This is a genomic window from Corynebacterium tuberculostearicum (genome assembly GCF_022347385.1).
Taxonomy (GTDB): domain Bacteria; phylum Actinomycetota; class Actinomycetes; order Mycobacteriales; family Mycobacteriaceae; genus Corynebacterium; species Corynebacterium tuberculostearicum_M.
In genome coordinates this window covers 37,111-61,254 of sequence record NZ_JAKRDT010000012.1, presented here as the reverse complement: position 1 = coordinate 61,254, position 24,144 = coordinate 37,111, and the positions used below count along the sequence as shown (strand labels likewise).

The window sequence follows — 24,144 nt, the reverse complement described above, 5'->3', positions numbered from 1 at the left end:
GCTGCTGAGTGGTGCGGCGCGCGCGATTATCCGGCCGGCGGCGTCGCCTGCGCCGAGACCGGTTGCGGTTGCGGCCGCCTCCCTTGGAGGGGCCCTGTTCTTGGTTAGTCATCCTTACCAATCGTAGTAGACTCTCACCCGTGAATTTTCAGGACACTCAGCTAATCGGCGTTCTTGCCCGCGCGGAATCCACCGTCTCCTCCCTCAGTAGCCTGCTGGGCGGACTGGTGGAGAAATTTGCCGCGCGCGGCTACTCGCTCTACCTCGTAGGCGGCTCTGTGCGCGATGCGCTTTTGGGCCGCTTGGGAAATGACCTGGACTTTACTACCCCGGCCCGCCCCGAGGTGGTCAAGGAGATCCTCGATGAGTGGGCCGAAACCGTGTGGGATACCGGCATAGATTTCGGTACCGTCTCCGCGGCCTACAAGGGCCAGCAGATTGAGATCACTACCTTCCGCTCCGATTCTTATGACGGCCAGTCCCGCAATCCTGAGGTGGTTTACGGTGACACCTTGGAAGGCGATCTTGTCCGGCGCGACTTCAAGGCCAATGCGATGGCCATTGAGCTGCTTGCCGACGCCTCCTTTAAGTTCCACGATCCTCTCCACGGCCTTCAAGACATAGCTGACCGGGTGCTCGATACTCCGGATAAGCCGGAGATCTCCTTCCACGACGATCCGCTCCGCATGCTGCGTGCGGCTCGGTTTGCCTCCCAGCTAGAATTTCGCGTGGCCGATCGCGTCGTGGAGGCCATGCGGGATATGGCTGGCGAGATCCAGCGCATCACCGTGGAGCGCGTGCAGGTGGAGCTGGATAAGCTCATCTGCGGCACGGCCCCGTGGGATGGCATTGATCTACTGGTATCTACGGGAATCGCGGACTATATCTTCCCGGAGATCCCCGCGCTACGCATGACCGCGGACGAACACGCGCAGCACAAGGACGTCTATGCCCACTCGCTCAAGGTGCTAAGCCAGGCCATGGATCAAGAGGAAGATGGTCCTGATCTTGTCCTGCGCTGGGCGGCGCTGCTGCACGATATTGGCAAGCCGGATACCTTTGATAACACCGATGGCAAGGTCTCCTTCCACCACCACGAGGTGGTGGGCGCCAAGCTCGCCCGCAAGCGCCTGCGCAAGTTGAAGTATCCCAAGGCCACCACGGAGTCCATCGGCCAGTTGGTTTATTTGCACATGCGCTTCCATGGGTTTGGGGAAAATCAGTGGACTGATTCCGCCGTGCGCCGCTATGTCACCGACGCCGGCGATCTCCTTCCCCGATTGCACAAGCTGGTGCGCGCCGATTGCACCACCCGCAATGCCAAGAAGGCCCGTCGCCTCCAGCGCACCTACGATCAGCTCGAGGAGCGTATCGAAGAGATCGGCCGCAAGGAGGACCTGGCCCGCGTGCGTCCAGACCTCGACGGCAACGAGATCATGGAGATCTTAGGGCTCCAGCCCGGCCCTGAGGTGGGCCAGGCGTGGTCCTATCTCAAGGAACTGCGCCTCGAGCACGGCCCCCTCGAGCGCGAGGACGCGATTGCGAAGTTGCGCGAGTGGTGGGATTCTAAACAGTGATGTTTGCCGATAGATTATTCAACGCCCTCGAGCGCAATGACCCCGCCCCCGGCCAGCTGCTCATCTCCGCTCCGGGCATGCTTTCGCCGGAATTCGCCCGTTCCGTCATCCTCATCATTGAGCACAATGACATGATGACCTTCGGCGTGGATTTGACCAAGCGTTCCGAGGTGGCGATCTTCAATGTGCTGCCGGAATGGCTTCCCGTCGTGGCCAAGCCGCAGGCGCTATACATCGGCGGCCCGCTCAATCAGCAATCTGTCGTAGGGCTCGCGCAGACCAACCAGGGCGTCGATCCGGACAAGCATGACCGACTCACCCGCCTCGCCCCGCGCCTGGCACATGTGGATCTACGTGCCGACCCAGAAGAGATAGAGCCCTTGGTCTCGGGCATGCGCATGTTTGCCGGCTACGCCGAGTGGGGCCCGGGCCAGCTGGAGGAGGAAATTGAGGCCGGCGAATGGTTCGTCTCTCCTGCCCTCGCCCAAGACGTTATTACGCCGGGCCCGGCCGACCTCTGGTCCGATGTTATGAAGCGCCAACCCATGCCGTTGCCGTTGTACTCCACCTATCCTGTCAACGTGGAAGACAATTAATTCCTATCGAGCTGCAGGCAGTGGGCTACACCAGCCCGCATGCGTGAGGATATTTCACAAGGCTTGCGGGATACCTGGGCCGCCGCCATCGGCCTCATTCCCCTTGGCCTAGCCTTCGGCCTGCTCATGGTCCAATCCGGCTTCAGTTGGTGGTGGACGCCTATTTTCTCCATCGTCATCTACGCCGGCTCGATGGAGTTCCTCGCCATTTCCATGGTCACCGGCGGCGCCACAGCCGTGGCTTCTCTAGTTACCGGTTTCATGGTGAACTTCCGCCATATTTTCTATGGCCTCACCTTTCCCCGCCACCGCATTCACTCGCGCCTAGGCAGGGCTTATTCCACCTATGCGCTTACCGACGAAACCTATGCCATCGTCTCCTCCCTCCCCACCGATGACCGACCGACTGGGACTCGGATCCTCACCATCCAAATTTTTTGTCAAGCTCTGTGGGTAGGCGGTGGCATTGTCGGTGCTCTTGCCGGCCAGGTGATTCCCTCATCCGTGCAGGGTATGGAATTCGCCCTTGTGGCGCTCTTCGTCGTGCTGGCGATGGATTCCTTCCGCAATAACCAGGATTTTTCTTTGCCCTTAAGCGCGGCGATGGTGGGGATCCTCGCGGCCGCCTTCGCCCCTGGACAACTCCTCATGATGGCTCTCAGCGCCTACTTCATCTTGCTTTTTATTCGGCACCTATCCCCACGCGTTGATGCCGGTTTTAGCTTGCGTAGGCGAGGCGACCTGAAGCGATTCCGGGAGGAGCGCTAAATGCCCGCTGGAGTTACTCTTGCTGCTATTGCGGCCGTCCTGGTTCCCGTCGGCCTAATTACCGTTGTACTGCGCCAACTTCCTTTCTCCTTTGTGAAATGGATGAAGGATAGTCAGTTCTTTTCCTTGCTCGGCATGATGATGCCTGTCGGAGTGATGACTATTTTGGTGGTGTATACCGTCTACGGGCAGGCCGGTGCGCCTGGTGGCATCTGGGCGGCTCTCCTTGGCGTGGTGGTTACCTTCCTGCTTCACCTGTGGAAGCGGGACTCAGCGCTGTCCATCTTCGGCGGAACCGCCTTCTATATGCTCCTCGTCAACGTAGTCTTTTAGCCCTTGCGACTCTTATAGGCCGAACTTGGCGGTGGCTTCGGACCACAGGGCGTCGAACCGAGACTGGTCCACGTACTGCGCGCTAATGTCCGGAAATTCATCATAGGTATCCGGGTGAGGGACGACCTCTTGCGGCTGATCCACGTTGCCCGTGGAACTACTCGGTGTTGCTACCCCGACGATGGCATCCGAGGGATCAAGCGCAATCATGCGCACCATGCGGCAGCTGCTTGCGTCGCGCTCTTCCATTTCCGCCATGTGAATTGCTGAGCCGACGCCGGGCACATTCAGTTCGGTTCGTACGTACAGGTAATTCGTCATGGCACTTAAGTGTAGTTACGTGCCGGGGTGCTGCGCGTAACGGGCCGCTAGCCACGAACACATCATCAACTGAACCTGGTGGTAAATCATCAACGGGAGGATCAGTAGACCAAGAGACGCACCACCAGAAGCAAAGATGACCGAGGCCATGGGTAGCCCCGTGGCCAATGACTTTTTCGATCCGCAAAACTCGATTGCGATGGTATCGGCGCGGTTGAATCCCATCTTTTGGCTCGCCTTTCTGGTGAGCCACAGCATGAAGGCAACGAAGATTGCGGCGAAGACGACCAGGAACGCCAGGTCCCACAGAGAAATAGAGGACCAAATTCCGTCCACCACACCCTTAGAAAAAGCGGAATACACCACCATCGCGATTGAGCCGCGGTCCACGACTTTAGTGGCCTTGCTTTGTGCAACCTTGCCTACCCAGCGCCGAGTAAGCTGACCTAAAACAAATGGCGCTAACAATAGAAGGGCGATTTCGCCGAATACTGACGTATCGATGTGAACTCCTCCCCCAGTTCCCATGAGGAACATGACGAGCAATGGAGTGATGATCACTCCCACTAAGTTTGAGGCAGAAGCCGATACGATTGCGCCCGCCACGTTTCCCTTCGCGATTGAGGTGAAGGCAACCGACGACTGCACCGTGGATGGAACCAGCGTGAGGAATAAGATGCCCAGGTACATGTCGTGCGATATGACAGCGGTGAGTGGGCGCAGAGCTATGCCTATAAGCGGGTAAACCACAAAGGTGAAAGCGAGAATTGTGAGGTGTAGCCGCCAGTGCTTGAGCCCGTTGAGGGCTTCTTGAGTGGAAAGCCTCGCGCCATACAAGAAGAAGAGTAGCGCGATGGCCACGTTTGTTAATTGGCCGACAATGTCGGCAAAGTTCCCGCGGGCTGGTGCGATTATCGCGATGATGACCGCCAGGATAATGAGGACAATAAGCGGGTCGGGCTTTTTCAAACGCTGCAGCATGCTAAGAGTTTAAACCCGGTTCGTATTCACATGCTGCAGATACTCGAGCCGAGAAAACACAACCCGTGTAGTTTCACGTGAAACCACACGGGAAATGCTCTTTAGGCCGTGGTGACGTTAGAGCCGTCTTGTTTAACTTCGTATTCTTCCAATGGATCGCGCCCCGGGCCGGAGATTACGCTTCCATCGCTGAGATTGTAGGAGGTGTTGTGCGCCGTGCAGGTGGCCGTCATGCCATCGATCTCGGTGATTGGATTGTGCTGGTGGGGACAGGTTTGGGAGTAGGCCTTAAACTCGCCTTCCTTGGGCTGGGTGAAGATCACGCCATCAACAATCTTCGCGGAGCCAATCGGAATCTCGGTCGCCGCAATTTCTGCGGACGGAGAGGAGCCACAGGCCGCGGCGTAGGCGCCTGCAAATGTGGTGGCGGTTCCAAGCAAGAACATTCGACGAGAGCACTTAATCATGTCTCTACTCTAGCCCGTTGGTCTCGCGTAATGTGTCATACTCGTTTGTCCGGTTGACATTATAGTTTCACGTGAAACTCTGAACTTAGTCAGCTAGGAGACCCTCCCACGTATCCGGAGAGCCATCGTAGGTAGCGATAAGTTCATAGGTGCCGGACTCAATTCCTAAATCATCAACGATGCTCTGTGCAGATTGCTGTTCGTGTGCTTCTGCTACGGCCGTCGTTACCTTGTGGTCTTGCTCAGCGTAAGCGCCGATCACAAAAGTTGAAGCGGCGATGGCCGCCAGGGCGGTACTTTTCTTCATGCACTATATTCTGCCCTTCAGGGGGCTGGTTGCGCTTTGGCCTGCCAGGCTTCCATGGCACCTTTACGTAACCTCTATCCTCTCTCGCAGAAACAGGATAGCAAAGATAAATCAACTATTTGTTTGTGCAAGTATGGGGGCAATCAAGAAAACGGAAGATTGAGAAATTCGACAGTTACTAAAAACGCACAACGCCCGGCCCTCCTTAATACCGTCACGGTTACTAAACCTAAGTGCTTGCGGATGCTTCCTATGCACATGGGATAGCTACAAAAATTCCCCTTCTGGACGGAAGATGAATCTTTCTCCAGAAGGGGTTGGTTGCGCAGCAGTGCGTGCCTACCTGTCGGATTCGCGAGCGGCGTGACGGAGCGCGTCTACATCAACTTGGGGAGCGGATGCTGCGGTGACCTCTTCCCCACCGCAACCGTCGGAACCACAATTACAGGATTCTCCGCAACCCTCCTCATCCGCGTGTGCTTGTTCGTAGAGGAACGCGGCACGTGAGCCGAGGTTAGAACCGATGGAGAGGGCTAGAACAGCGGCCACAAAAGTAAGAACCGGGATGAGCCACATCCAGCCCTCAGCGCGGAGCGCGACGATGCCGCCAAAAACTAGGCAGACGCCGCTGAGTATCCAGAATGGGCCGGCGACGCGATGGGCATTGTCCCATGCTTCACGAGACTTGCGAATTTCCTGTAGGCGCAAGCCGATATAGCTGTTTCCAGGTAGGCGCTTGGTTGAGGCCAAGGCTCCCACGACGATAAGAAAGACGGCGAGGATTAAAAAGATGATTCCCACAGCGATCATGTACTTAGTTTAACCTTGTAGCGCCAAGATGAAAATCGTCGCTGGGGTGAGTGTTCTGACTATGCCTCCAGTCGGGTAGTATGCCTTTAAGGTCGATCGATAGATATTGAAGCGGCCGTTGCCTCTGTACCGCGCTGTTTCACTCTGGAACTTTTACCAAGGGGCGAAACACCCGATTTGATTGTAAGTACATGAATTTCAAGAAACTCTCGGAATCTCTGTTGTTCCGCATCATCGTCGCCATCATCCTTGGCGTGGTGGTGAGCCAATTCGCGCCAGAATGGTTTGGCCGCGTATTCGCCACCTTCAATGGACTCTTTAGTAACTTCCTCAATTTCTTTATTCCGGTCCTCATCTTCGCGCTTATCGCCCCGTCGATTGCTGGTCTGGGACGAGGGGCCGGAAAATGGTTGGGTATTACTGCAGGCATTGCCTACGGCTCAACGATTGTTGCGGGTCTTCTTGCCTACGTACTTGCGCACTGGCTCTACCCCACCATACTCAGTGGTCAGGATCTGATTACAAATGTCTCCGATATTGATGAGGGGGCACTCACTCCGTACTTCGAGGTGGAAATGGCGCCGCCTTTTGAGGTTATGACGGCTCTCTTGTTGTCATTCTGCATCGGTGTAGCGATGACTACAGTGAAGTCCGATACCTTGTATGCGGTCACAAAGGAATTGGAGAGCGTAGTAGTCAAGGTCATTTGGGGCTTTGTAGTGCCAATTCTGCCCTTCTATATCTTCGGCATGTTCTTGGGCTTGGGCATGAATGGCAATTTGGGCTCAGTACTCTCGGCCTTCGCGAAGGTCCTGATCCTGGCGGTTGTCATGACTCTGGTTTACCTGGTGCTCCAGTACATCATCGCTGGTGCCATCACCGGTAAGAGTCCTTTCAAGGCATTGCGCAATATGGTGCCGGCATATTTCACCGCACTGGGAACCTCTTCTTCTGCCGCCACCATCCCGGTGTCTATGGAGTCCACCTTGAAGAATGGCATTTCGAAGCCGGTGGCAAGCTTCGTTATCCCACTGTGTGCGACCATTCACCTCTCTGGTTCCATGATTAAGCTGACGCTCTATGCCTTTGCGATTGTGTACATGGCGAACCTGGATATTAGTACGAGCACCGGCCTTGGTTTCATCTTCCTGTTGGGAATCATGATGATTGCGGCACCAGGTGTGCCTGGCGGCGCGGTTATGGTCGCAGCTGGACTACTGGCGGATATGATGGGCTTTGACGATGGCATGGTGGCGCTGATGATCGCGGCCTACATCGCCATTGACTCGGTCGGCACGGCTGCCAACGTTACTGGCGACGGCGCTATCGCGATGATCGTGGACAAGTTCGCGGGCTCCAAGAAGGACCACACCGAAGAGGAATCTGCAGAAGCAACCGCGTAGAGGCTTTTTATAGGGAACCCTCCTCAGCTGCCGAGAGCTGAGGAGGGTTCTTCGCGTCTTCAGGACTACTCTTGAGTCGCTGCCTTCATGCGAGTTACATACTCGGCGAGTTCCTTATGCAATGCTCTCTCGTCGGAAATGCGGCCTGGAGTTCCTTCCACTGGCCTGCCTTCCGCGTCTGTTTCACGTGAAACGTGGCGATCGATAATCTTGGTGATTGCGGATCCTGTAATGGCCCCCGCTGCCCCAGCGGCTACGGCATCGCGCACGTGTTCAGGCTCGGAAATGCCGAATCCGAGCAGTACCGGAGGTCCGTCAAACTTCTTGATGTTAGCGACGACTTCTTCGAGGCCAATTGTTTCTGATTGCTTTTCGGCACCGGTAACTCCATCTCTCGATACTGCGTAGATGTAGCCGCGTGAGCTTTGAGCGACGCCCTCGAGGGTGTGCGCAGTCGCGCGGGCCGGGGCGATAAAGATTGGGTCAATACCGGCTTTCTCTGCTGCGGTGATAAATGGAGCGCCTTCGCGCACAGGGACGTCGGGAAGCAAGATGCTGTCCGCACCCGCTTCTGCAAACTCGGCGTAGAACCGGTCGAAACCGCGAGTGAACGCCACATTGCCGTAGATGAGCATGCCGATGGGAAGCTCGGGAAATTCCGCGCGTATTGTTCGCACCTGTTCCAAGGCGGAATCTACGGTGGCGCCGCCATCGATCGCGCGAAGGTGGGAGGCCTGAATGGTGGGGCCGTCGGCCACTGGGTCAGAAAATGGAACACCGAGCTCCAATGCATCGGCTCCGGCCGCGACGACGGTTCGCACGATGGCCAGCGTGTGCTCTGGCGTGGGATCGCCCAACATGAGGAATGGGACGAAAGCACCCTCTCCCCTGTTGCGTAGTGAGCGGAATAGGTCTTCGTATCGGGTGCTCATTAGTTCTTCTCCTGGAGCTTAAATTCTGGGTGGTTCTCAAGGGTGTGGCGAACGTGGTCGATATCCTTATCGCCGCGGCCGGAAAGGGAGACCAAGATGTTGATGTCCTCATCCTTCCGCTTCAAGGCGTAGGCCAACGCGTGAGAGGATTCGAGAGCGGGAATGATGCCTTCCTTAGTGGAAAGAAGCTGGAATGCTTCGAGTGCTTCGACGTCAGTAATGCCGACATATTGCGCGCGGCCACTGGCGTGTAAGTGCGCGTGCTGTGGTCCTACACCTGGGTAGTCGAGTCCGGCGGAAATAGAATAGGATTCTTCCACTTGGCCGTCCGCGTTGCGCATGAGGTAGCTGCGCGCGCCGTGGAGGATGCCAACCGTACCGTTGTTGATGGTGGCACCGTGCTTGCCGGAGTCTAGACCTTCGCCGCCAGGTTCGGCGCCGACGAGTTCCACTTCCTCTTCCTCAATGAAGTCTGCGAACATGCCGATTGCATTGGAGCCGCCTCCGACACACGCTACGACTACATCCGGTAGCCCACCGGTGCGCTCAAGCATTTGCGCTTTAGCCTCTTCGGAGATGACCTTGTGGAACTCTCGGACGATGGTTGGGAATGGATGAGGTCCGGCCGCGGTACCGAGGAGATAGTGGGATTCATGGAAAGTGGCGGTCCAATCACGGAGGGCTTCATTCACCGCGTCCTTAAGAGTTCCGGATCCGGTGTCGACGGCGACGACCTTCGCTCCCATCAGCTCTATACGGAATACGTTTGGCTGCTGTCGGGCCACATCTTTCGCACCCATGTAGATCACACACTCGAGATCCAGCAATGCGCACGCAAGTGCAGTAGCGGTGCCGTGCTGGCCCGCTCCGGTCTCCGCAATAATGCGTGTCTTCCCCATCCGCTTTGCTAGCAGTGCCTGACCAAGGACCTGGTTCGTCTTGTGTGCCCCACCGTGTACGAGGTCCTCACGCTTGAGGAAAATGCGCGCTTTACCCCCGAGGTTCTTCGCCTCTGTAATTGGTGTGGGACGGCCGAGATAATCACGCAATAGCGTGCTTAGCTCTTTGCGAAATGCGGGGTCGTTTTGTGCGTCGACAAAGGCCTCCTCAAGTTGGTCGAGCGCCGGGATGAGGGATTCGGGGACGAACTGTCCGCCGAATTCGCCAAAGTATGCCGGAAGGAGCGTTTCACGTGAAACTGTCATCGTTCTCTTCTTTCTATGGGTGTGTGTAGTTCCGGATGGTGCTAAAGGCTTGGGCGATCAGTGAGGAGTCCTTGCGCCCAGGTGCATATTCCAGACCTGAATTGAGGTCGAGTCCCGCCGTGCCGATTGACAGTGCCTCTTCGAGGTTGTCAAGCCGGAGCCCTCCGGCGAGGAGGGATTTCTCCTTCACTTCATCGGGGATCGTCCGCCATTCAAAAGTGGTTCCCGTCCCTCCACTGCCGGAGTCGAGGACGAGGGCCTCTACTTCTGGTACTAGGTCCGGCGTTAAGGCAGCGAATTCAGAGTTATTCATGTCGATGGCTCGCCAAAGGTTAAGGCCGTCAGCGACGCCCCGAACATCGTGAAGGAATTGCAGCTCTGCTTCCCTACTCCCTTGGAATGGGGCGTGAAGCTGGAGAACTTTGAGGCCGGGGATCTGGGCTATGCTCCGCAGCGTTTCCACATCCGTAGAGCGCGTCACGGCTACGTACTCCAGCTTTGGTTCCGCGGAAATGATGCTTTGTGCGGTTTCACGTGAAACACTGCGAGGTGAATCCGGCGCGAAGATGAGTCCCCCGTAACGGGCTCCAGCAGCGCGCGCTGATTGTGCGGAGGAGGCGGTGGTAAGGCCGCATACTTTGTTGGCACCATAGACGAGGTCGCGCGCCGCCCGATCGATGTCCTCCTGGGAGGTGAGCTGGGAGCCTACAAGGAAAGCATGTGCGTGGGCCCCTAACCGGCGGACGGTGGCATTATCGCAGATTCCAGATTCGGAAACTATCGCCTTTCCGTCTGGAACATGGCGGGCTAGGCGTTCAGTGCGCCCTAGATCGATGCTGAGATCGTGGAGGTTGCGGTTGTTGATGCCGATGATATCGACGCCAAAATTCACCGCGCGATTCACCTCGTCCTCGGTGATGGCTTCAGTCAAGACGTCTAGGCCGAGTTTGTCTGCCAGTGCCTTGAGCTCACCGTAGGTGTCATCGTCCACGATAGACATCATGAGCAAGATGGCATCGGCGCCGTAATAACGGGCGGCATAGACCTGGATGGGATCGACAATAAAGTCCTTGCACAGTACCGGCACATGCGTTGATAGTGCGACGGTCTGCAAGTGGTCGTAGTCGCCGCCAAACCGATCGGGCTCGCATAACACTGAGATGGCTGAGGCGTAACGGGAGTAGATCCGGGCAATATCGCCCGGGTGATAGTCTTCACGGATCATGCCGAGGGACGGCGAGGCGGACTTGCACTCCATGATGAAGCGGTTGGTGCCACGGAGGGCGTCGGCAAGCGAACGCTCCGAACGTGGCACGCTAGCTAAGTCCACGTGGGATAGCCGCTCCCGGAGTGCGGGCAGGTGAGTGCGGCGCTGAGCGACGATCTCCTCGAGCACCGTGGGTAATGCATTTCCCGACATTAGCTCTCCTCCCCTACGGCATAGTTGGTGTTCTCGTGGAGCGCGAGCCAATCTTCAACAGTGCCGGTGCTAATCAGTTGCTTTGCGTGAGTGACTCCTGCCGCGATAGTCTCCGTGGTCCCGTTGAGGTAAAACATGGCGCCGGCGGTGGCGGCAATGGCGTCACAATGGGCGGGCTCGCCGTGGCCGGCAAAAACCGCACGGAGGGCTTGGGCATTGGCGGCGCCGTCGCCGCCGGCTAGGTCCGTCAGCTCGTGGCGTTTGATGCCGAGGTCTTCTGGGGTGAGCTCATAAGAGACAATCTCGCCGTCGTTGAGCTCCCAGACCTGTGTCGTGCCGTGGCTAGCGATCTCATCCGTGCCAGCGCCATGGACGACTAGGGCGCGCTCCCGGCCGAGCTCCCGGAACACTTCCGCGATAAGTTGGCCTTGGGCCGGGTTGGCGATGCCCATGATTTGCAGTGACGGGCGTCCTGGGGACAGGAGCGGTCCTAGCGTATTGAAGATGGTGGGGATACCTAGCGCCTTGCGTACCGGTTGTACGTGGGCGACCGCTGGGTTGTATGCAGGGGCGAATAGGAAAGTGAAGTTGGAAGCTTCAAATTGGCGCACTGCCCGGGCGGCGTCTAGGTCCAGTGGAATATTCAGGGCTTCGAGGACATCGGCCGATCCGGACTTGGAAGAGACCGAGCGGTTGCCATGCTTGATCATCTTCACTCCCCCTGCGGCGGCAACGAGGGAGGCGCCGGTAGTGATATTGATGGTATTCGCGCCATCGCCACCAGTTCCGGCCGAATCCATGAGTCCTTCTCCGGTGATGGGGAATGGATAGCCCACCTTCAAAAATGCTTTGGCCGCGCCGGCAATGTCTGCGAAGGTCTCGCCGCGGGTGCGAATATGGGTAAGCAGCGCCGCGATATGAATATCGTCGTAGTCGCCCACGGCCAAGGGGGTAAATACCTCCATGGCTTCTTCGATGGTGGGCTGCGGGTTATTCAGGAAGGCTTGCAAGGTGCGTAGGGGTGCGTGATTCATTTTTAGTTCTCCGTATCCATAGTGGTGTGCGTATATAATTGATTGATGCAACGCTCAAGCATGAGGGGGCCGCGGGGCGTGAGGATGGACTCGGGGTGGAACTGGACTCCTAGGGCCCTACCGTCATCCGTTTCGGCCGCCATGGCTACCTCTCCGATGTCCGTGGACGTACGCGCGAGACAACGCATCCCCTGAGGGAGGTCCGCGCATCCAAGGGAGTGATAGCGCGCCACCGGAACTTGCGTACCAAGGTGATCCGGTTGGTCCGGCTCGGTATCGGTGGCAAGGCCCTGAAAGACGGGGTGCATAACCCCGGCCTCGGTCAGGGTCATCGGGAGGGACTTCCCGTGCACCGGGCCGCACGGTTCGACCGCGCCGCCGTGGTGCTCGAGTAGCGCTTGGAAGCCGAGGCACACGCCGAGGATGGGGATGGTGCCTAAGGTGGCGTCGATAAGCTCCATCATGCAGCCTGCGTCCCGTGGATGACCGGGGCCCGGGGAAAGCACAATAATGTCGGGTTGCGCGTGCAGCACGTCGTGCACCGCTACGGTATTGCGAAACACGGTGGTATCGAATCCAGCGAGGGCATCAACGAGGTTGTAGACAAAAGAATCGTGGTTATCCAGAAGGACAATATGCGGCGAGCTCATCGCTGTACCTCCAATTCGGCTCCGTGTGCCATGGCGATGGCATGGAGGACGGCGTAGGCCTTATGCACCGTTTCATCGGCCTCGGCTTGCGGCACTGAATCCTTGACCACGCCGGCGCCGGCCTGCACAACTGCGGTGCCGTCCTGGACGTAGGCCGAGCGGATGACGATGCAGTTATCCATGGCTCCATCGCCGCGCAGGTATCCCACCGCCCCGCCATAGGAGCCGCGGCGCTTTCCTTCCGTGCGGCGTATCAGTTCGGTGGCGCGAAGTTTGGGCGCTCCCGTAAGCGTTCCCATGTTCATGCACGCACGGTAGGCATGGAGCGCATCGAAGTCCGGGTGGAGCGTCGCCGTGACGCGGGAGACCAAGTGCATGACCCGCGAGTAGCGGTCAACGTGCAGGAGTTCTGCTACCTGTCGGCTGCGGGGCACGGCCACGCGAGCGAGGTCATTGCGTGCAAGGTCCACCAGCATCGTGTGCTCCGCAATCTCCTTCTGGTCTGTACGCATGTCCAGCTCGTTGCGGATATCTAGTTCATGGTTGATGCTGCCATCCGGGTTGAGCCCGCGCGGACGCGTCCCCGCGATGGGATAGAGCTGGACCTGCCTATCTTCTGGCGTGAATTTGAGGTTTGATTCCGGCGAGGCGCCGAAGAGCTCATAGTCGGCACCGCGGACGTAGAACATATAGGGCGAGGGGTTGGTCTCGCGCAGCGCCCGGTAGGCAGCCAGGGCGTTGGGGCAGTCCACGGTGAAGGCGCGCGCGGGCACTACTTGGTAGATATCGCCGGCGTGAATATTGCCTTTGAGCTTGTCGACGTCCGCCCGAAACCCTGCATCATCCACATCGGCCACCGCCCGGATCCTTTCCCTTTGCGGCGCCGTGGGACGAGCAGCCACCGGCAGTAAGGCAAGAGAATCCAACTCTTCCCGCAGGCGCTTGTCGTCGATGTCCCAGCCTTCTAGGTGTGCAGTTCCTTGTAGGTGGTCCACTGCGAGGACCGTTTGGGCTACCAAGAATTCAAAGTCCGGGTAGGTGTTGGCCCCGGGCTCAACCTCGGGCAGTTCCTCAAAAGTAGCGAGGTAGTCATAAGCGAATCCGCCCCCAAGGAACGGCAATAAAGGAGAGGAATAGTTGGCTTCTAATTGCAAGAACCGCAAAATATCAGCGGTAGATTCGGCAAGTAGCCGCTCCCGCTCGTCTGGATGGGTGGACTGCGAGAACTCGAAAACCGCCGCGGTAGTTTCACGTGAAACTAGGCGATGGTGGAACCGGTCCTCGAGGGAAGGGAGGAGCGTCTCCCCTGCTTCCGTGAGAGCGCGTATCTCGACCCTCTGGTCGTGGCACGTTACTTTCAGGGCCGCTTGGAGTACGGCGAGGCAATTGAGATTCTTCTTGGTCTCAATGTCCGCGCTTTCAAGAAGTAGGGAGTCGTGCGGTTGTGCGAGGGCGTCAAAAATCGCGGCCGCGTCGCTGTCGTAGGGTATATCGCGAGTGGCGGTGTATGGCATTGCAGTGCCCTTTCGGTGGGTGAGGGAAACCGGGAAACGGATAGTGAGATTCCGCGAGCAGGGACACTAAAACGCCAAAAGGCCCGCAGAATGCGAGCCTAAAAATGGGAGGTGGAATAAGGCCCGCGGGTTACGCGCGCCACCACCAAGCAGTAGTCATCTTCTTCATATCGGTCATACTAACCTACATTTCTATAGCCTGTAAGGTAATCGATAAAAATATTCGCCCACTCCCCCTAAGCGCTTGTGCTTGGCGCAGGACCAAGAAGACCGGCTATCGATTCGCGGTACTGTGGGGTGCATTCACGCAATGGAGAAAGGTGATGAATATGAGCATCGATCAGAAGGAACTATTAGCGAAGGTCCCCACCCAGCTATTGATTGGCGGACAGTGGCGCGACGCGTCTTCCGGCGAGACCTTTGACGTAGAAAATCCGGCGACGGGCGCGACCATCGCCACGCTGTCTTCCGCTAATTCTGATGATGCGGTGGCTGCCCTCGATGCTGCCTGTGCGGTCCAGGATGAGTGGGCGCGCACCACCCCGCGCGAGCGGGCCGATATTCTCCGCCGCGCCTTTGAATTGGTACACGAGCGCGCCGATGAGTTCGCCACCCTGATGACCCTTGAAATGGGAAAGCCTTTTGCTGAGTCCCAAGGTGAGGTCACCTATGGCGCGGAATATTTGCGGTGGTTTAGTGAGGAAGCCACGCGTGACTATGGCCGCTACTCCCCTGTCCCAGAAGGCACCTTGCGCATGGTTACCCGCCGCAAGCCCGTGGGTCCGTGCCTGTTGATTACTCCGTGGAACTTCCCCCTCGCCATGGCCACCCGAAAGGTTGCCCCAGCCGTTGCAGCGGGCTGCACCATGGTCCTGAAGCCGGCCAAGCTGACGCCGCTCACCGCGCAGTACTTCGCCCAAACCATGCTCGATGCCGGCCTGCCGAAGGGCGTGCTCAATGTGGTCTCCGGCAGCTCCGCTTCGGCCATTTCGGAGCCTTTGCTTGCCGACGCCCGCTTGCGCAAGCTCTCCTTCACCGGTTCTACCCCAGTGGGCAAAACCCTCCTCAAGGGTGCCGCGGACAATGTCTTGCGCACCTCCATGGAGCTAGGCGGTAATGCACCGTTCATTGTTTTCGAGGATGCGGATATCGACCAAGCGGTTGCGGGAGCCATGGGCGCGAAGATGCGCAATATTGGCGAGGCTTGCACCGCGGCTAATCGCTTCGTGGTGCACGAGTCCGTGGCGGAGGAGTTTACGCAGAAGCTGGCAACAGAGTTTGAGAAGCTCGTCGTCGGCAATGGCATGGACGAAGGTGTGACGTGTGGTCCGCTGATTGAGGCTAAGGCACTCGACAATATCGCAGCCCTGGTTGAGGATGCGGTGGACAAGGGCGCGACCGTTGTCACCGGCGGCTCTCGCGGCGAGGGCGCGGGCCACTTCTATGCGCCCACAATCCTGAGCAATGTTTCACGTGAAACTCGCGTGGCTCAGGAAGAAATTTTTGGACCGGTTGCTCCTATCCTTACCTTTAAGGATGAATCGGAAGCGCTAGAGATTGCGAACGATACGGAGTACGGACTTGCCTCCTATGTATATACGGAGGATTCCGATCGCCTCTGGCGCGTTGCCGACGGCCTCGAGTTTGGCTTGATGGGATTCAATGCCGGTGTCATCTCCAATGCCGCTGCCCCATTCGGTGGAGTCAAGCACTCTGGTTTAGGACGCGAAGGCGGCGCCGAAGGTATTGAGGAATATACCTCGGTGCAGTACTTGGGTATCCGTGATCCTTATGCCGGCGCCTAGGATTCAAGAACTTTTCTTAAGCGTGAATAAGTCAACGCTACCTACACAGTGCATAGCATTTTTCCAGTTCAAGGTGTAGCGGTTGCCGGTAGCCGCCCGTGTACGGGCGGCTTCGATAAGGGCCTGGAAAGCTTTTCAATTAACCTTTGTAGCCTGCGGGGCGTATAGTGCCTCTCCGTATAATTCAATTTCTATTTCCTTCGTCTGCGATGCGCGGCCTTATGGCCAGCGCGTGGAGAAGGAATTTTCTTTTTGTTATTTGGAGTGAGTATATGACGCCTACAGAATCTGCAGCGGCTAAGCCGCCGCTGATTACGCCTACGTTTGTCCTCGCGTGGGTGGCTAATTTTTGTCAGTTCTTGGTCTTTTACCTGTTCGTAACCACCATGGCCCTCTACGCGGTAGAGAGTTTCGGGGCATCGGATACCGTGGGCGGTTTCGCCTCCAGTGCCTTTGTTCTGGGCGCGACGTGCATGCGCGTGTTCTCCGGCTGGATCGTGGACCGCGTGGGCCACAAGAAGGCGGCCTTGGCTTCCCTGGCCTTCGTCACACTTGTAGCTGTGGCGTACTTTTTTGCGCATAATGTTGCGGTCTTGATTATCGTGCGAATGGTGCACGGCGCGGCCTATGCCTTGACCTCCACCGCACTTATGGCGGTGGCGCAGTCCGTTATCCCACACGAACGCCGTGCGGAAGGCACCGGATACTTCGCCCTGGGTACTACCCTGGCAACCGCGTTTGGTCCAGCTATCGGCCTGTTATTGGCTAACAACATCGGCTACACCACGCTTTTTGCTGTCGCCCTTGGTGCAAATATTGTTTCCCTGATCCTGGCCTTGGTGCTGCGCTATCCGGCCGAGGTTTCCTCCGAAAAGCCGGCCTTTAGTCTGCGCAATGCCGTGCATCCCAATGTGGTTCCTATCGGTCTATTCATGCTCCTAGTCGGCATCGCCTACTCCGGCGTGGTGACCTACCTCAACGCCTACGCCCGCAAGGAAGACCTGGCCACCGGCGCAGGGCTCTTCTTTATCGGCTATGCGGTCACGATGCTCATCATGCGCTTCTTCTTGGGCCGTATCCAGGACCATAAGGGTGATAATGCCGTAATGTACCTCGGCTTGGCCGCCTTTGTCGTGGCCCTGCTGATCATGGGCTTCCCCACCAATGACGTCATGCTGGTAGTCGCGGGCGCCTGCACCGGCTTGGGTTTCGGCACCCTCAGCCCCGCCTGCCAAGCCATCTCCGTGCGCTCGGTGTCTGCCGCGCAGTTGGGCGCCGGTATCTCCACCATGTTCCTGCTCATGGACCTCGGCATTGGCCTGGCCCCGTTTGGCTTGGGCCCCATCGTTGCGGCAACTGGCTTTGACACGATGTATCTCATTCTCGCGGGTCTCGTGGTCATCGCCGCTATCTACTACTTCTTTGTGCACGGCCGCTTCCCTAAGGCGAAGGGGCACCATCTGAGCTTTGAAGCGGGCAAGTAACACAGCCACTTCCCCTCCTTCGCACTCAGCATGAAAAGCACGCCAGCGCTTAGCGCTGGCGTGCTTTTGTTTTGCGCGCACAACGGGCAAAAAGAGTGTGCTGGCCTCGCCGGTAAGCTAAAGGCGCTGACACAGCCTGCGGTTCCGGAAGTAGAGTATGCGTCGACATCCGCTGCGCATGGATGTGCTGATTAACGGTCCCATTCCCCTATTGGATGTTTGGGCTCATCGACTGCGGGTGCGACAACGGGACATTGCTGAGCTCGACATGGCGGACTATGAGTGCTTGTGTAACTAGGTGCGAAGCGAGTTCTGTTGGTGAGCGGGCAGGCAGCCAGCATCGATAACGCGCCGGGCAAGGGCGCGGTCGCCCATCTTGGCGGCAAAGGCCATGCGCATGGTGATGCCGTGGCTGGGTGGGGTATCCAGCTCAATGGCGTCGCCGGGGCGAATGCGGCCGGGGGAAATGATGCGCAGGTAGGTGCCGCAGTCGCCACGCGCGGTCCAGCGCTTGAGCCAGCCGCGCTCCCCTAGCCAGCCGGCGAAGGTGGCACACGGTTGGCGAGGCACGGATACCTCAAGCACGGCGGTGCCAATGCACACGCGCTGATTGATGAGCAGAGCAGACAGATCGATGCCCTGCGTGGTGAGATTTTCGCCAAAGGCGCCGGAGGCCAGCGGGCGGGAAAGCTCGGATTGCCAGTAATCCAGTTCCTCGCGGGAGTAGGCATAGACGGCCTTATCGTTGCCGCCGTGATGTTGGGTGTCACCAATTATATCGCCGCGCACGCCGGACCCATCGCCATAATGGGGTCCGGGTGCTGCCAGATCGATAAAGTCTTGCGGCTTTTTGTCGATGCCCGAGAACTCATGCCGCCCGCTCGGGTCCGGCCGGCGGACGGCGACATTGGTGGAGACGACCTGCATGCCTGTCACCCTAGCTGAGCGTGAGCGCCTCCGCGGTGAGAATATCGCGGTAGAAAAGCTGCGGGGCGAGGGAGACGGCCTCGGCGAGCTGCGGGAGGGCGTCGTCAAGCGTGGCGGCGAAAGCAGGGTCCGCCAGCTTGCCATTGGCCACACCGCGCGCCGTGATGGCAAAGACATAGGAAATAAACGGCATCCACGCGGAATCACCGAGCTCCGAATTGCCATCGCCAAAGGCGTCCAGCGCGAGCAGGGTATGTAGGACGGACTTATCGACGCCCAGCTGTTGCAGCGTCACCCGCAGCTGCATTGCGGTGCTACGCAGATTGGAAATGGTGCCCAGGCGGGTGAGTGCAAGGTCATTGGCAAAGCACTCGCGCAGTGCGGCGATGCGGTGGGCATCATCGCAGAGCTGGTCGCTGTCCGTTGCCGGCGTAGGTGCCTCGCCCGTGGCGCTCATCAACAGCATGGGGCGGGTGACATCGTCGACTCCGGTGGACGGCACGCGCGCGAGGGAGGCGGAGCCGTGGGCTTCGACATAGTCATAGGCGGCGTCGGCAAGCGCGGCCAAGAGCGAGGAAGGCTCGCCGGCCGGCTCCTCGCGGCGGAAGGTGCGGGAGACCAAGCCGGTGCGGACAAAGGCGCGCATGCGCTGCCCCGGCTCAAAGTCCGCGGCCATAAGGGCATCCATGCTGGCGCGCGGATCCGCCTCAATCTCCTTGATGATTCCCTCGAAGGTTTCCTTGGCCTTGGGCGCGAGGCGGCGCATAGCCGCGTAGGTGGGCCACATACCCTCGGTGTTTTCGGTTTCGCCGTCCTGGAAGATGATGAGGGCGCTAGCCGGCGGGTACTGCGGCGCGGCCAAGTCGCTGGCCGGCTCGTCCTCGCGGAAGTCCACGATGAGGTGGCCGGCGTCCAGCAGCTCCTCGGGCAGCTCAAAGCCTTCCTCCGTGGGCTCCAGCGGTTGCGGCTCGCCCGCAGGATTACCCAGCGGCCACGCCCAAGCCAGCAGTTCTACCTCCTCCTCATGCGCCTGCTCAGGGATGAGGATGCCGTCCTCAATGGTTGCGCGGGCGACCAACGGTGCCTTGCGCACGGTGGCAATGGCGGCATAAATGAGGTCGCTGGCCGCGGTGGCCTCATATTCCATGACGCGACGCTCAAAGCTGCGCTTTTGGTGCGCTGCGCGCTCCTTTTCCGGCAGTCCTTCGAGGTATTCCTCATAGGACAACGTGGACCACAGGAGGTAGAGCTCCAGCGAGGTCTTCTTCGTCAGCGCCGACTTCAGCGCGCGGTTAGGCACGGACAGGCTGGTGGCGGCCTCCGTAGAGCCATTGGCGGTGACAAGGTCCCTAATCTTCTGGTTTTTATCAATAACCACGAACTTTGCCAGCGGCAGTGGCTCCGGTGAGTGGATGGTAAAAAGTGCATCGGCATCGAGCTGGTCCGCCAGGATGACCTGCTTATCCAGGTAATCCACGGGCTCGGCGGCGGTACGTTTGACGCGGGTGCGAATCGTCGCCGGCTCCACCTGGAAGGTCAGCTCATAGCCGGCTTCACTGCCGACGGTCTCCTCGCGCACGCTTTCGTCTTCGCCAAAGACGCGCTGGCCCTTTTCCATCTGGATAGCCTTGCCCGGCGCAGAAGCCAAAGCATAGCTAAACGGCGAAAGGTTGCCCAGGGCGTCGATAAAGCGGAAGTTGGTGCCGCGCGGGCCTTCGTTCTTGGCACGCATGTGCAGCGACTCCGCAAAGTTGAGGTACTGGATATCCACCAGTTCCTCGTCCTTGTACAGGGTGAAGCGGTAGCGGCCTACCCAGGGATCCTCGAAGGCGTCTGCGGGGAGCACCTCGTGGATGCCCTCCGGTAGTTCATCCTCCAGCACGGCCTCCTCTTCCCCACCAATGGGGACATAGGTCAGCTCCATGCTGAGATCCGTATTGGCGATGACCCGCGGGGACTGGGTATAGACCAGTTCGCCATCCAGGCCATGGGCATTGGGTAGCGTCTTTACAGCCATGTCCCAAGCAAAATCAGGGCTGCCGGAGACCTTGATGGTTGCGGATTCCTGGCGCGGGACCTCCACGGTGAAAGACTGGCTGACCTCTACCGGGGCGATAGTCCAGCCCTCCCATGCACCGTGGGGACGGGCCTCGCCGACCTTGGCCTTGGCGAGCTCCGTGCCAGCAGGGGCGATGAAGGTATAAGAGCCCTTGGCCACCGCGGTGGTGGTATCGATTGGGCGATGGGTGGAATCCAACAGCAGGCCGCCATTGGCCACGCCGGCGAATTCCACAGTGTGCTCCTCAAAGGAGACGCTGAGGTGGCTAAAGGCACGTGGCATGCTGATCCACAAGCCGGGTTCCTCGCCCTCCACATAGTAAAACTTGCGGGTGTCCTCGCTGCCATCGAGCAGCTGTGCGGTCACGGTCCACTGGGGATCTTCTGGCTCATAACCTGCGGTTACGGCCGGTAGGAACAGCTCCAAAGTGTCGGTAGCTGGAGAGAGGCGCAGGTGCGGGATCCCCTGGAATACCGCTGCGTCTGCAAAAGATGATAGCTGGCTGCGAAACTTCTCCTGGCTCATTTACCCCAGCCTAGATCATTTTCATGCAGATCTGCATTTTGGCTGCGAGCGGCGGAAATGACGCGAAAACCGGGGGCGAATACGGCGGGGATTTTGGATGTGCGTGCCCTGCGGAACGCGGAAAGCGTAGCGAACTACCCCGCGCCGGGATACGGCTATTACACTGTGTGATTATGACTACCCAGAGCGATTCCACTTCGTACCGCTATACCCCGGAGCTGGCGAACCAGATCGAGAAGACCTGGCAGCAGTACTGGAAAGACAATGGCACCTTTAATGCCCCGAACCCGGTCGGCGAGCTCGCCACCGATGCGGGCGAGTTGCCTAAGGAAAAGCTCAATGTGCAGGATATGTTCCCCTACCCTTCCGGTGCGGGCCTGCACGTGGGACACCCACTGGGATATATCGCCACCGATACGTACGCCCGCTATAACCGCATGCTGGGCAAGAACGTGCTGCACACCTTGGGCTACGACGCCTTCGGCTTGCCGGCCGAGCAGTACGCCATCCAGACCGGTACCCACCCGCGCACCACCACCGAGGCGAATATTGAAAACATGCGCCGCCAGCTGGGCATGTTGGGCCTGGGCCACGATCCGCGCCGCTCCGTGGAATCGACCGATCCGGAGTTCTTCAAGTGGACGCAGTGGATCTTCCTGCAGATTTATAACTCTTGGTTTGATGAGGAACAGCAGAAGGCGCGCCCGATTGCAGAGCTCATCAAGGAACTAGAGGCCAATAAGCGCACCACCAAGGACGGCCGCTACTACGAGGACCTCACCGAAGAGGAAAAGGCTGCGGCTATCGATGAATTCCGCTTGGTTTACCTGTCTAATTCCACGGTGAATTGGTGCCCAGGCTTGGGCACCGTGCTGGCAAACGAGGAGGTCACCGCTGAGGGTAAGTCCGAGCGCGGAAATTTCCCGGTCTTCCGTAAGAACCTCTCGCAGTGGATGATGCGCATTACCGCCTACTCCGATCGCTTGCTGGATGATCTGGAGCTTTTGGATTGGCCGGAGAAGGTTAAGTCCATGCAGCGCAATTGGATTGGGCGTTCCCGCGGCGCAGAGGTCTCCTTCCCAGCTGAAGGCTACGAGATTGAGGTCTTCACTACCCGCCCGGATACCCTCTTCGGCGCCGAGTACGTGGTGCTGGCCCCAGAGCATGAGCTTGTCGACGCCCTCCTCTCCCCCATCCCCTATGACGATGACGTGGATGAGCGTTGGACCTACGGCCACGATGATCCGAAGGAGGCCGTTGAGTCCTACCGCACCGATATTGCCGCCAAGTCCGACCTGGAGCGCCAGGAGAACAAGGAAAAGACTGGCGTCTTCCTGGGTACTTATGCCACCAACCCGGTCTCTGGCAAGAAGGTCCCGATCTTCATCGCGGACTATGTGCTGACCGGCTACGGCACCGGTGCCATCATGGCAGTTCCGGCGCACGACACCCGTGACTACGAGTTCGCCCAGGCCTTCGGCCTACCTATTACGGAGGTTGTCTCTGGCGGAAACGTGGAGGAAGAAGCCTGGACCGAGGACGGCGCGCTGGTTAATTCCTCCAATGACAAGGGCCTAGATCTCAACGGCCTGAACAAGGCCGAGGCCATTGCCGCGGCCATCGAATGGCTAGAAAAGGACGGCTCCGGCCGCGAAAAGGTGCAGTACAAACTGCGCGATTGGCTCTTCGCCCGCCAGCGTTACTGGGGCGAGCCCTTCCCCATCGTCTACGACAAGGACGGCTTTGCCCACGCCCTGCCGGAATCCATGCTCCCGGTAGAGTTGCCAGAGGTAGAAGACTATAAGCCAGTTTCCTTTGATCCCGAGGACAAGGATTCCGAGCCACAACCACCGCTGGCAAAGGTGCGCGATTGGGTCGAGGTAGAGCTCGATTTGGGCGATGGCCCACAGACCTACTTCCGCGATACCAACGTTATGCCGCAGTGGGCGGGTTCTTCTTGGTACCAGCTGCGCTATATCGATCCCCGCAATGATGAGGCATTCTGCGATATCGAGAACGAGCGCTACTGGACCGGCCCGCGTCCGGAGCAGCATGGCCCGCAGGATCCGGGCGGCGTGGACCTCTACGTCGGCGGCGTCGAGCACGCGGTGCTGCACCTGCTCTACTCCCGCTTCTGGCATAAGGTGCTCTTTGACCTGGGCTTTGTCAGCTCTCAGGAGCCCTACCGCCGCCTGTACAACCAGGGTTATATTCAGGCCTATGCCTACACGGATTCCCGCGGTGTGTACGTGCCGGCCGCTGAAGTAGAAGAAAAAGATGGCAAGTTCTACTACAACGGCGAAGAGGTCAAGCAGGAGTACGGCAAGATGGGCAAGTCGCTCAAGAATGCCGTGGCCCCGGACGATATCTGCCGCGACTTCGGTGCCGATACCCTGCGCGTTTATGAGATGTCCATGGGCCCGCTGGATACCTCCCGCCCGTGGGCTACCAAGGACGTCGTAGGTTCCCAACGCTTCCTGCAGCGCCTGTGGCGCCTGGCCGTCAACGAGGACACCGGCGAGCTGGCGACTACCGACGCCGCCTTGAGCGAGGATGACCTCAAGCAGCTCCACCGCACCATCGCGGGCGTGCGCGATGATTACGAGAACCTGCGGCTTAATACCGTGGTGGCCAAGCTTATCGAGTACGTCAATTACCTGACCAAGACCTACCGCACCGAGGCCCCACGCGCCGCCGTGGAGCCGATCGCACAGTTGGTCTCCCCCATTGCCCCGCATATCGCGGAGGAACTGTGGCAGCGCTTTGGACATGACGAGACCATCACCTACCAGCCTTTCCCTACCTTTGAGGAAAAGTACCTGGTAGACGATGAGATCGAGGTGCCGGTGCAGATCAACGGCAAGGTAAAGGCCCGCATCAACGTAGCTGCTGATGCTGACCAGGATGCGGTCTTCGAGGTTGTCCTCGCCGATGCCAAGATTGCCGAGCTGACCAACGCTAAGAACGTAGTCAAGAAAATCTACGTCCCTGGCCGGATGGTCAACCTCGTGGTCAAGTAGAGGGTA

21 protein-coding genes are annotated in these 24,144 nt (G+C 58.7%); 8 read left to right on the top strand and 13 right to left on the bottom strand.

The window, feature by feature from the left end:
• Positions 1–140 precede the first annotated feature (140 nt).
• The 4 genes from MHK00_RS08140 to MHK00_RS08125 are packed head-to-tail and all read left to right on the top strand — an operon-like array spanning position 141 to position 3,274.
• On the top strand, positions 141–1,577 hold the full coding sequence (locus MHK00_RS08140) for a CCA tRNA nucleotidyltransferase (protein WP_005325864.1): 1,437 nt from the start codon (positions 141–143) through the stop codon (positions 1,575–1,577).
• The gene (locus tag MHK00_RS08135) at positions 1,577–2,173 is read left to right on the top strand and encodes a YqgE/AlgH family protein (protein ID WP_250411222.1); all 597 of its coding nucleotides are present in this window, start codon (positions 1,577–1,579) and stop codon (positions 2,171–2,173) included. Before MHK00_RS08140 ends, MHK00_RS08135 begins: the two co-directional genes overlap by 1 nt.
• 39 nt (positions 2,174–2,212) lie before the next feature.
• Positions 2,213–2,941: an AzlC family ABC transporter permease gene (locus MHK00_RS08130; RefSeq protein WP_250411208.1), complete on the top strand. Its 729-nt coding sequence runs from the start codon at positions 2,213–2,215 to the stop codon at positions 2,939–2,941.
• Positions 2,942–3,274, top strand: coding sequence for a branched-chain amino acid transporter permease (locus MHK00_RS08125; RefSeq protein ID WP_250411206.1), 333 nt, complete (start codon positions 2,942–2,944; stop codon positions 3,272–3,274).
• 12 nt (positions 3,275–3,286) lie between these two features.
• Here MHK00_RS08125 and MHK00_RS08120 read toward each other — a convergent pair whose 3' ends face one another.
• From MHK00_RS08120 to MHK00_RS08100, 5 genes are all read right to left on the bottom strand, one after another.
• Positions 3,287–3,595 carry a hypothetical protein gene (locus tag MHK00_RS08120; RefSeq protein WP_250411204.1) on the bottom strand — a complete coding sequence of 103 codons (309 nt, stop codon included), beginning with the start codon at positions 3,593–3,595 and terminating at the stop codon, positions 3,287–3,289.
• 15 nt (positions 3,596–3,610) lie between these two features.
• On the bottom strand, positions 3,611–4,576 hold the full coding sequence (locus tag MHK00_RS08115) for a bile acid:sodium symporter family protein (protein WP_005326924.1): 966 nt from the start codon (positions 4,574–4,576) through the stop codon (positions 3,611–3,613).
• A 101-nt stretch (positions 4,577–4,677) separates the two neighbouring features.
• Positions 4,678–5,043 carry a Rieske (2Fe-2S) protein gene (locus tag MHK00_RS08110; RefSeq protein ID WP_005326925.1) on the bottom strand — a complete coding sequence of 122 codons (366 nt, stop codon included), beginning with the start codon at positions 5,041–5,043 and terminating at the stop codon, positions 4,678–4,680.
• Between the two features lie 85 nt (positions 5,044–5,128).
• Entirely contained in the window at positions 5,129–5,350 is a 222-nt protein-coding gene (locus MHK00_RS08105) for a hypothetical protein (protein ID WP_179387115.1), read from the bottom strand.
• Between the two features lie 339 nt (positions 5,351–5,689).
• On the bottom strand, positions 5,690–6,160 hold the full coding sequence (locus MHK00_RS08100; RefSeq protein ID WP_005326927.1) for an SdpI family protein: 471 nt from the start codon (positions 6,158–6,160) through the stop codon (positions 5,690–5,692).
• A gap of 191 nt (positions 6,161–6,351) precedes the next feature.
• Between MHK00_RS08100 and MHK00_RS08095 the strand changes: the two genes are divergently transcribed.
• The gene (locus MHK00_RS08095; RefSeq protein WP_250411201.1) at positions 6,352–7,563 is read left to right on the top strand and encodes a dicarboxylate/amino acid:cation symporter; all 1,212 of its coding nucleotides are present in this window, start codon (positions 6,352–6,354) and stop codon (positions 7,561–7,563) included.
• Between the two features lie 65 nt (positions 7,564–7,628).
• On the opposite strand, the gene trpA is transcribed toward MHK00_RS08095, so the two are convergent.
• The 6 genes from trpA to MHK00_RS08065 are packed head-to-tail and all read right to left on the bottom strand — an operon-like array spanning position 7,629 to position 14,318.
• Entirely contained in the window at positions 7,629–8,495 is an 867-nt protein-coding gene (gene trpA, locus MHK00_RS08090) for a tryptophan synthase subunit alpha (RefSeq protein WP_005326932.1), read from the bottom strand.
• On the bottom strand, positions 8,495–9,700 hold the full coding sequence (gene trpB / locus MHK00_RS08085) for a tryptophan synthase subunit beta (protein ID WP_250411200.1): 1,206 nt from the start codon (positions 9,698–9,700) through the stop codon (positions 8,495–8,497). Before trpB ends, trpA begins: the two co-directional genes overlap by 1 nt.
• Positions 9,701–9,713: 13 nt before the next feature.
• Positions 9,714–11,120, bottom strand: coding sequence for a bifunctional indole-3-glycerol-phosphate synthase TrpC/phosphoribosylanthranilate isomerase TrpF (gene trpCF / locus MHK00_RS08080; protein WP_250411198.1), 1,407 nt, complete (start codon positions 11,118–11,120; stop codon positions 9,714–9,716).
• Positions 11,120–12,154, bottom strand: a complete 1,035-nt coding sequence (trpD, locus tag MHK00_RS08075; protein WP_250411196.1) for an anthranilate phosphoribosyltransferase — start codon at positions 12,152–12,154, stop codon at positions 11,120–11,122. The genes trpCF and trpD overlap by 1 nt, the downstream gene beginning before the upstream one ends.
• A gap of 2 nt (positions 12,155–12,156) precedes the next feature.
• Entirely contained in the window at positions 12,157–12,804 is a 648-nt protein-coding gene (locus MHK00_RS08070) for an anthranilate synthase component II (RefSeq protein WP_250411194.1), read from the bottom strand.
• On the bottom strand, positions 12,801–14,318 hold the full coding sequence (locus tag MHK00_RS08065; RefSeq protein ID WP_250411191.1) for an anthranilate synthase component 1: 1,518 nt from the start codon (positions 14,316–14,318) through the stop codon (positions 12,801–12,803). The genes MHK00_RS08070 and MHK00_RS08065 overlap by 4 nt, the downstream gene beginning before the upstream one ends.
• A 323-nt stretch (positions 14,319–14,641) precedes the next feature.
• On the opposite strand from MHK00_RS08065, the gene MHK00_RS08060 reads away from it, so the two are divergent.
• Together MHK00_RS08060 and MHK00_RS08055 are read left to right on the top strand one after the other, a co-directional pair.
• Complete coding sequence (locus tag MHK00_RS08060) at positions 14,642–16,123, top strand: NAD-dependent succinate-semialdehyde dehydrogenase (RefSeq protein ID WP_370658791.1); 1,482 nt, start codon at positions 14,642–14,644, stop codon at positions 16,121–16,123.
• 272 nt (positions 16,124–16,395) lie between these two features.
• Entirely contained in the window at positions 16,396–17,607 is a 1,212-nt protein-coding gene (locus MHK00_RS08055) for an MFS transporter (protein ID WP_040425455.1), read from the top strand.
• Between the two features lie 294 nt (positions 17,608–17,901).
• Here MHK00_RS08055 and MHK00_RS08050 read toward each other — a convergent pair whose 3' ends face one another.
• Together MHK00_RS08050 and MHK00_RS08045 are read right to left on the bottom strand one after the other, a co-directional pair.
• Complete coding sequence (locus tag MHK00_RS08050) at positions 17,902–18,534, bottom strand: MOSC domain-containing protein (RefSeq protein WP_250411189.1); 633 nt, start codon at positions 18,532–18,534, stop codon at positions 17,902–17,904.
• A gap of 10 nt (positions 18,535–18,544) precedes the next feature.
• Positions 18,545–21,118 carry a hypothetical protein gene (locus MHK00_RS08045; RefSeq protein WP_250411186.1) on the bottom strand — a complete coding sequence of 858 codons (2,574 nt, stop codon included), beginning with the start codon at positions 21,116–21,118 and terminating at the stop codon, positions 18,545–18,547.
• 173 nt (positions 21,119–21,291) lie between these two features.
• Between MHK00_RS08045 and leuS the strand changes: the two genes are divergently transcribed.
• Complete coding sequence (gene leuS, locus MHK00_RS08040; RefSeq protein ID WP_250411185.1) at positions 21,292–24,138, top strand: leucine--tRNA ligase; 2,847 nt, start codon at positions 21,292–21,294, stop codon at positions 24,136–24,138.
• The last annotated feature ends 6 nt before the right edge of the window (positions 24,139–24,144 follow it).

Coding starts and splice junctions, on each gene's coding strand:
- MHK00_RS08135 (WP_250411222.1), top strand. CDS start 1,577: ATGTTTGCCGATAGATTATTCAACGCCCTCGAGCGCAATGACCCCGCC.
- MHK00_RS08130 (WP_250411208.1), top strand. CDS start 2,213: ATGCGTGAGGATATTTCACAAGGCTTGCGGGATACCTGGGCCGCCGCC.
- MHK00_RS08125 (WP_250411206.1), top strand. CDS start 2,942: ATGCCCGCTGGAGTTACTCTTGCTGCTATTGCGGCCGTCCTGGTTCCC.
- MHK00_RS08120 (WP_250411204.1), bottom strand. CDS start 3,595: ATGACGAATTACCTGTACGTACGAACCGAACTGAATGTGCCCGGCGTC.
- MHK00_RS08115 (WP_005326924.1), bottom strand. CDS start 4,576: ATGCTGCAGCGTTTGAAAAAGCCCGACCCGCTTATTGTCCTCATTATC.
- MHK00_RS08110 (WP_005326925.1), bottom strand. CDS start 5,043: ATGATTAAGTGCTCTCGTCGAATGTTCTTGCTTGGAACCGCCACCACA.
- MHK00_RS08105 (WP_179387115.1), bottom strand. CDS start 5,350: ATGAAGAAAAGTACCGCCCTGGCGGCCATCGCCGCTTCAACTTTTGTG.
- MHK00_RS08100 (WP_005326927.1), bottom strand. CDS start 6,160: ATGATCGCTGTGGGAATCATCTTTTTAATCCTCGCCGTCTTTCTTATC.
- MHK00_RS08095 (WP_250411201.1), top strand. CDS start 6,352: ATGAATTTCAAGAAACTCTCGGAATCTCTGTTGTTCCGCATCATCGTC.
- trpA (WP_005326932.1), bottom strand. CDS start 8,495: ATGAGCACCCGATACGAAGACCTATTCCGCTCACTACGCAACAGGGGA.
- trpB (WP_250411200.1), bottom strand. CDS start 9,700: ATGACAGTTTCACGTGAAACGCTCCTTCCGGCATACTTTGGCGAATTC.
- trpCF (WP_250411198.1), bottom strand. CDS start 11,120: ATGTCGGGAAATGCATTACCCACGGTGCTCGAGGAGATCGTCGCTCAG.
- trpD (WP_250411196.1), bottom strand. CDS start 12,154: ATGAATCACGCACCCCTACGCACCTTGCAAGCCTTCCTGAATAACCCG.
- MHK00_RS08070 (WP_250411194.1), bottom strand. CDS start 12,804: ATGAGCTCGCCGCATATTGTCCTTCTGGATAACCACGATTCTTTTGTC.
- MHK00_RS08065 (WP_250411191.1), bottom strand. CDS start 14,318: ATGCCATACACCGCCACTCGCGATATACCCTACGACAGCGACGCGGCC.
- MHK00_RS08060 (WP_370658791.1), top strand. CDS start 14,642: ATGAATATGAGCATCGATCAGAAGGAACTATTAGCGAAGGTCCCCACC.
- MHK00_RS08055 (WP_040425455.1), top strand. CDS start 16,396: ATGACGCCTACAGAATCTGCAGCGGCTAAGCCGCCGCTGATTACGCCT.
- MHK00_RS08050 (WP_250411189.1), bottom strand. CDS start 18,534: ATGCAGGTCGTCTCCACCAATGTCGCCGTCCGCCGGCCGGACCCGAGC.
- MHK00_RS08045 (WP_250411186.1), bottom strand. CDS start 21,118: ATGAGCCAGGAGAAGTTTCGCAGCCAGCTATCATCTTTTGCAGACGCA.
- leuS (WP_250411185.1), top strand. CDS start 21,292: ATGACTACCCAGAGCGATTCCACTTCGTACCGCTATACCCCGGAGCTG.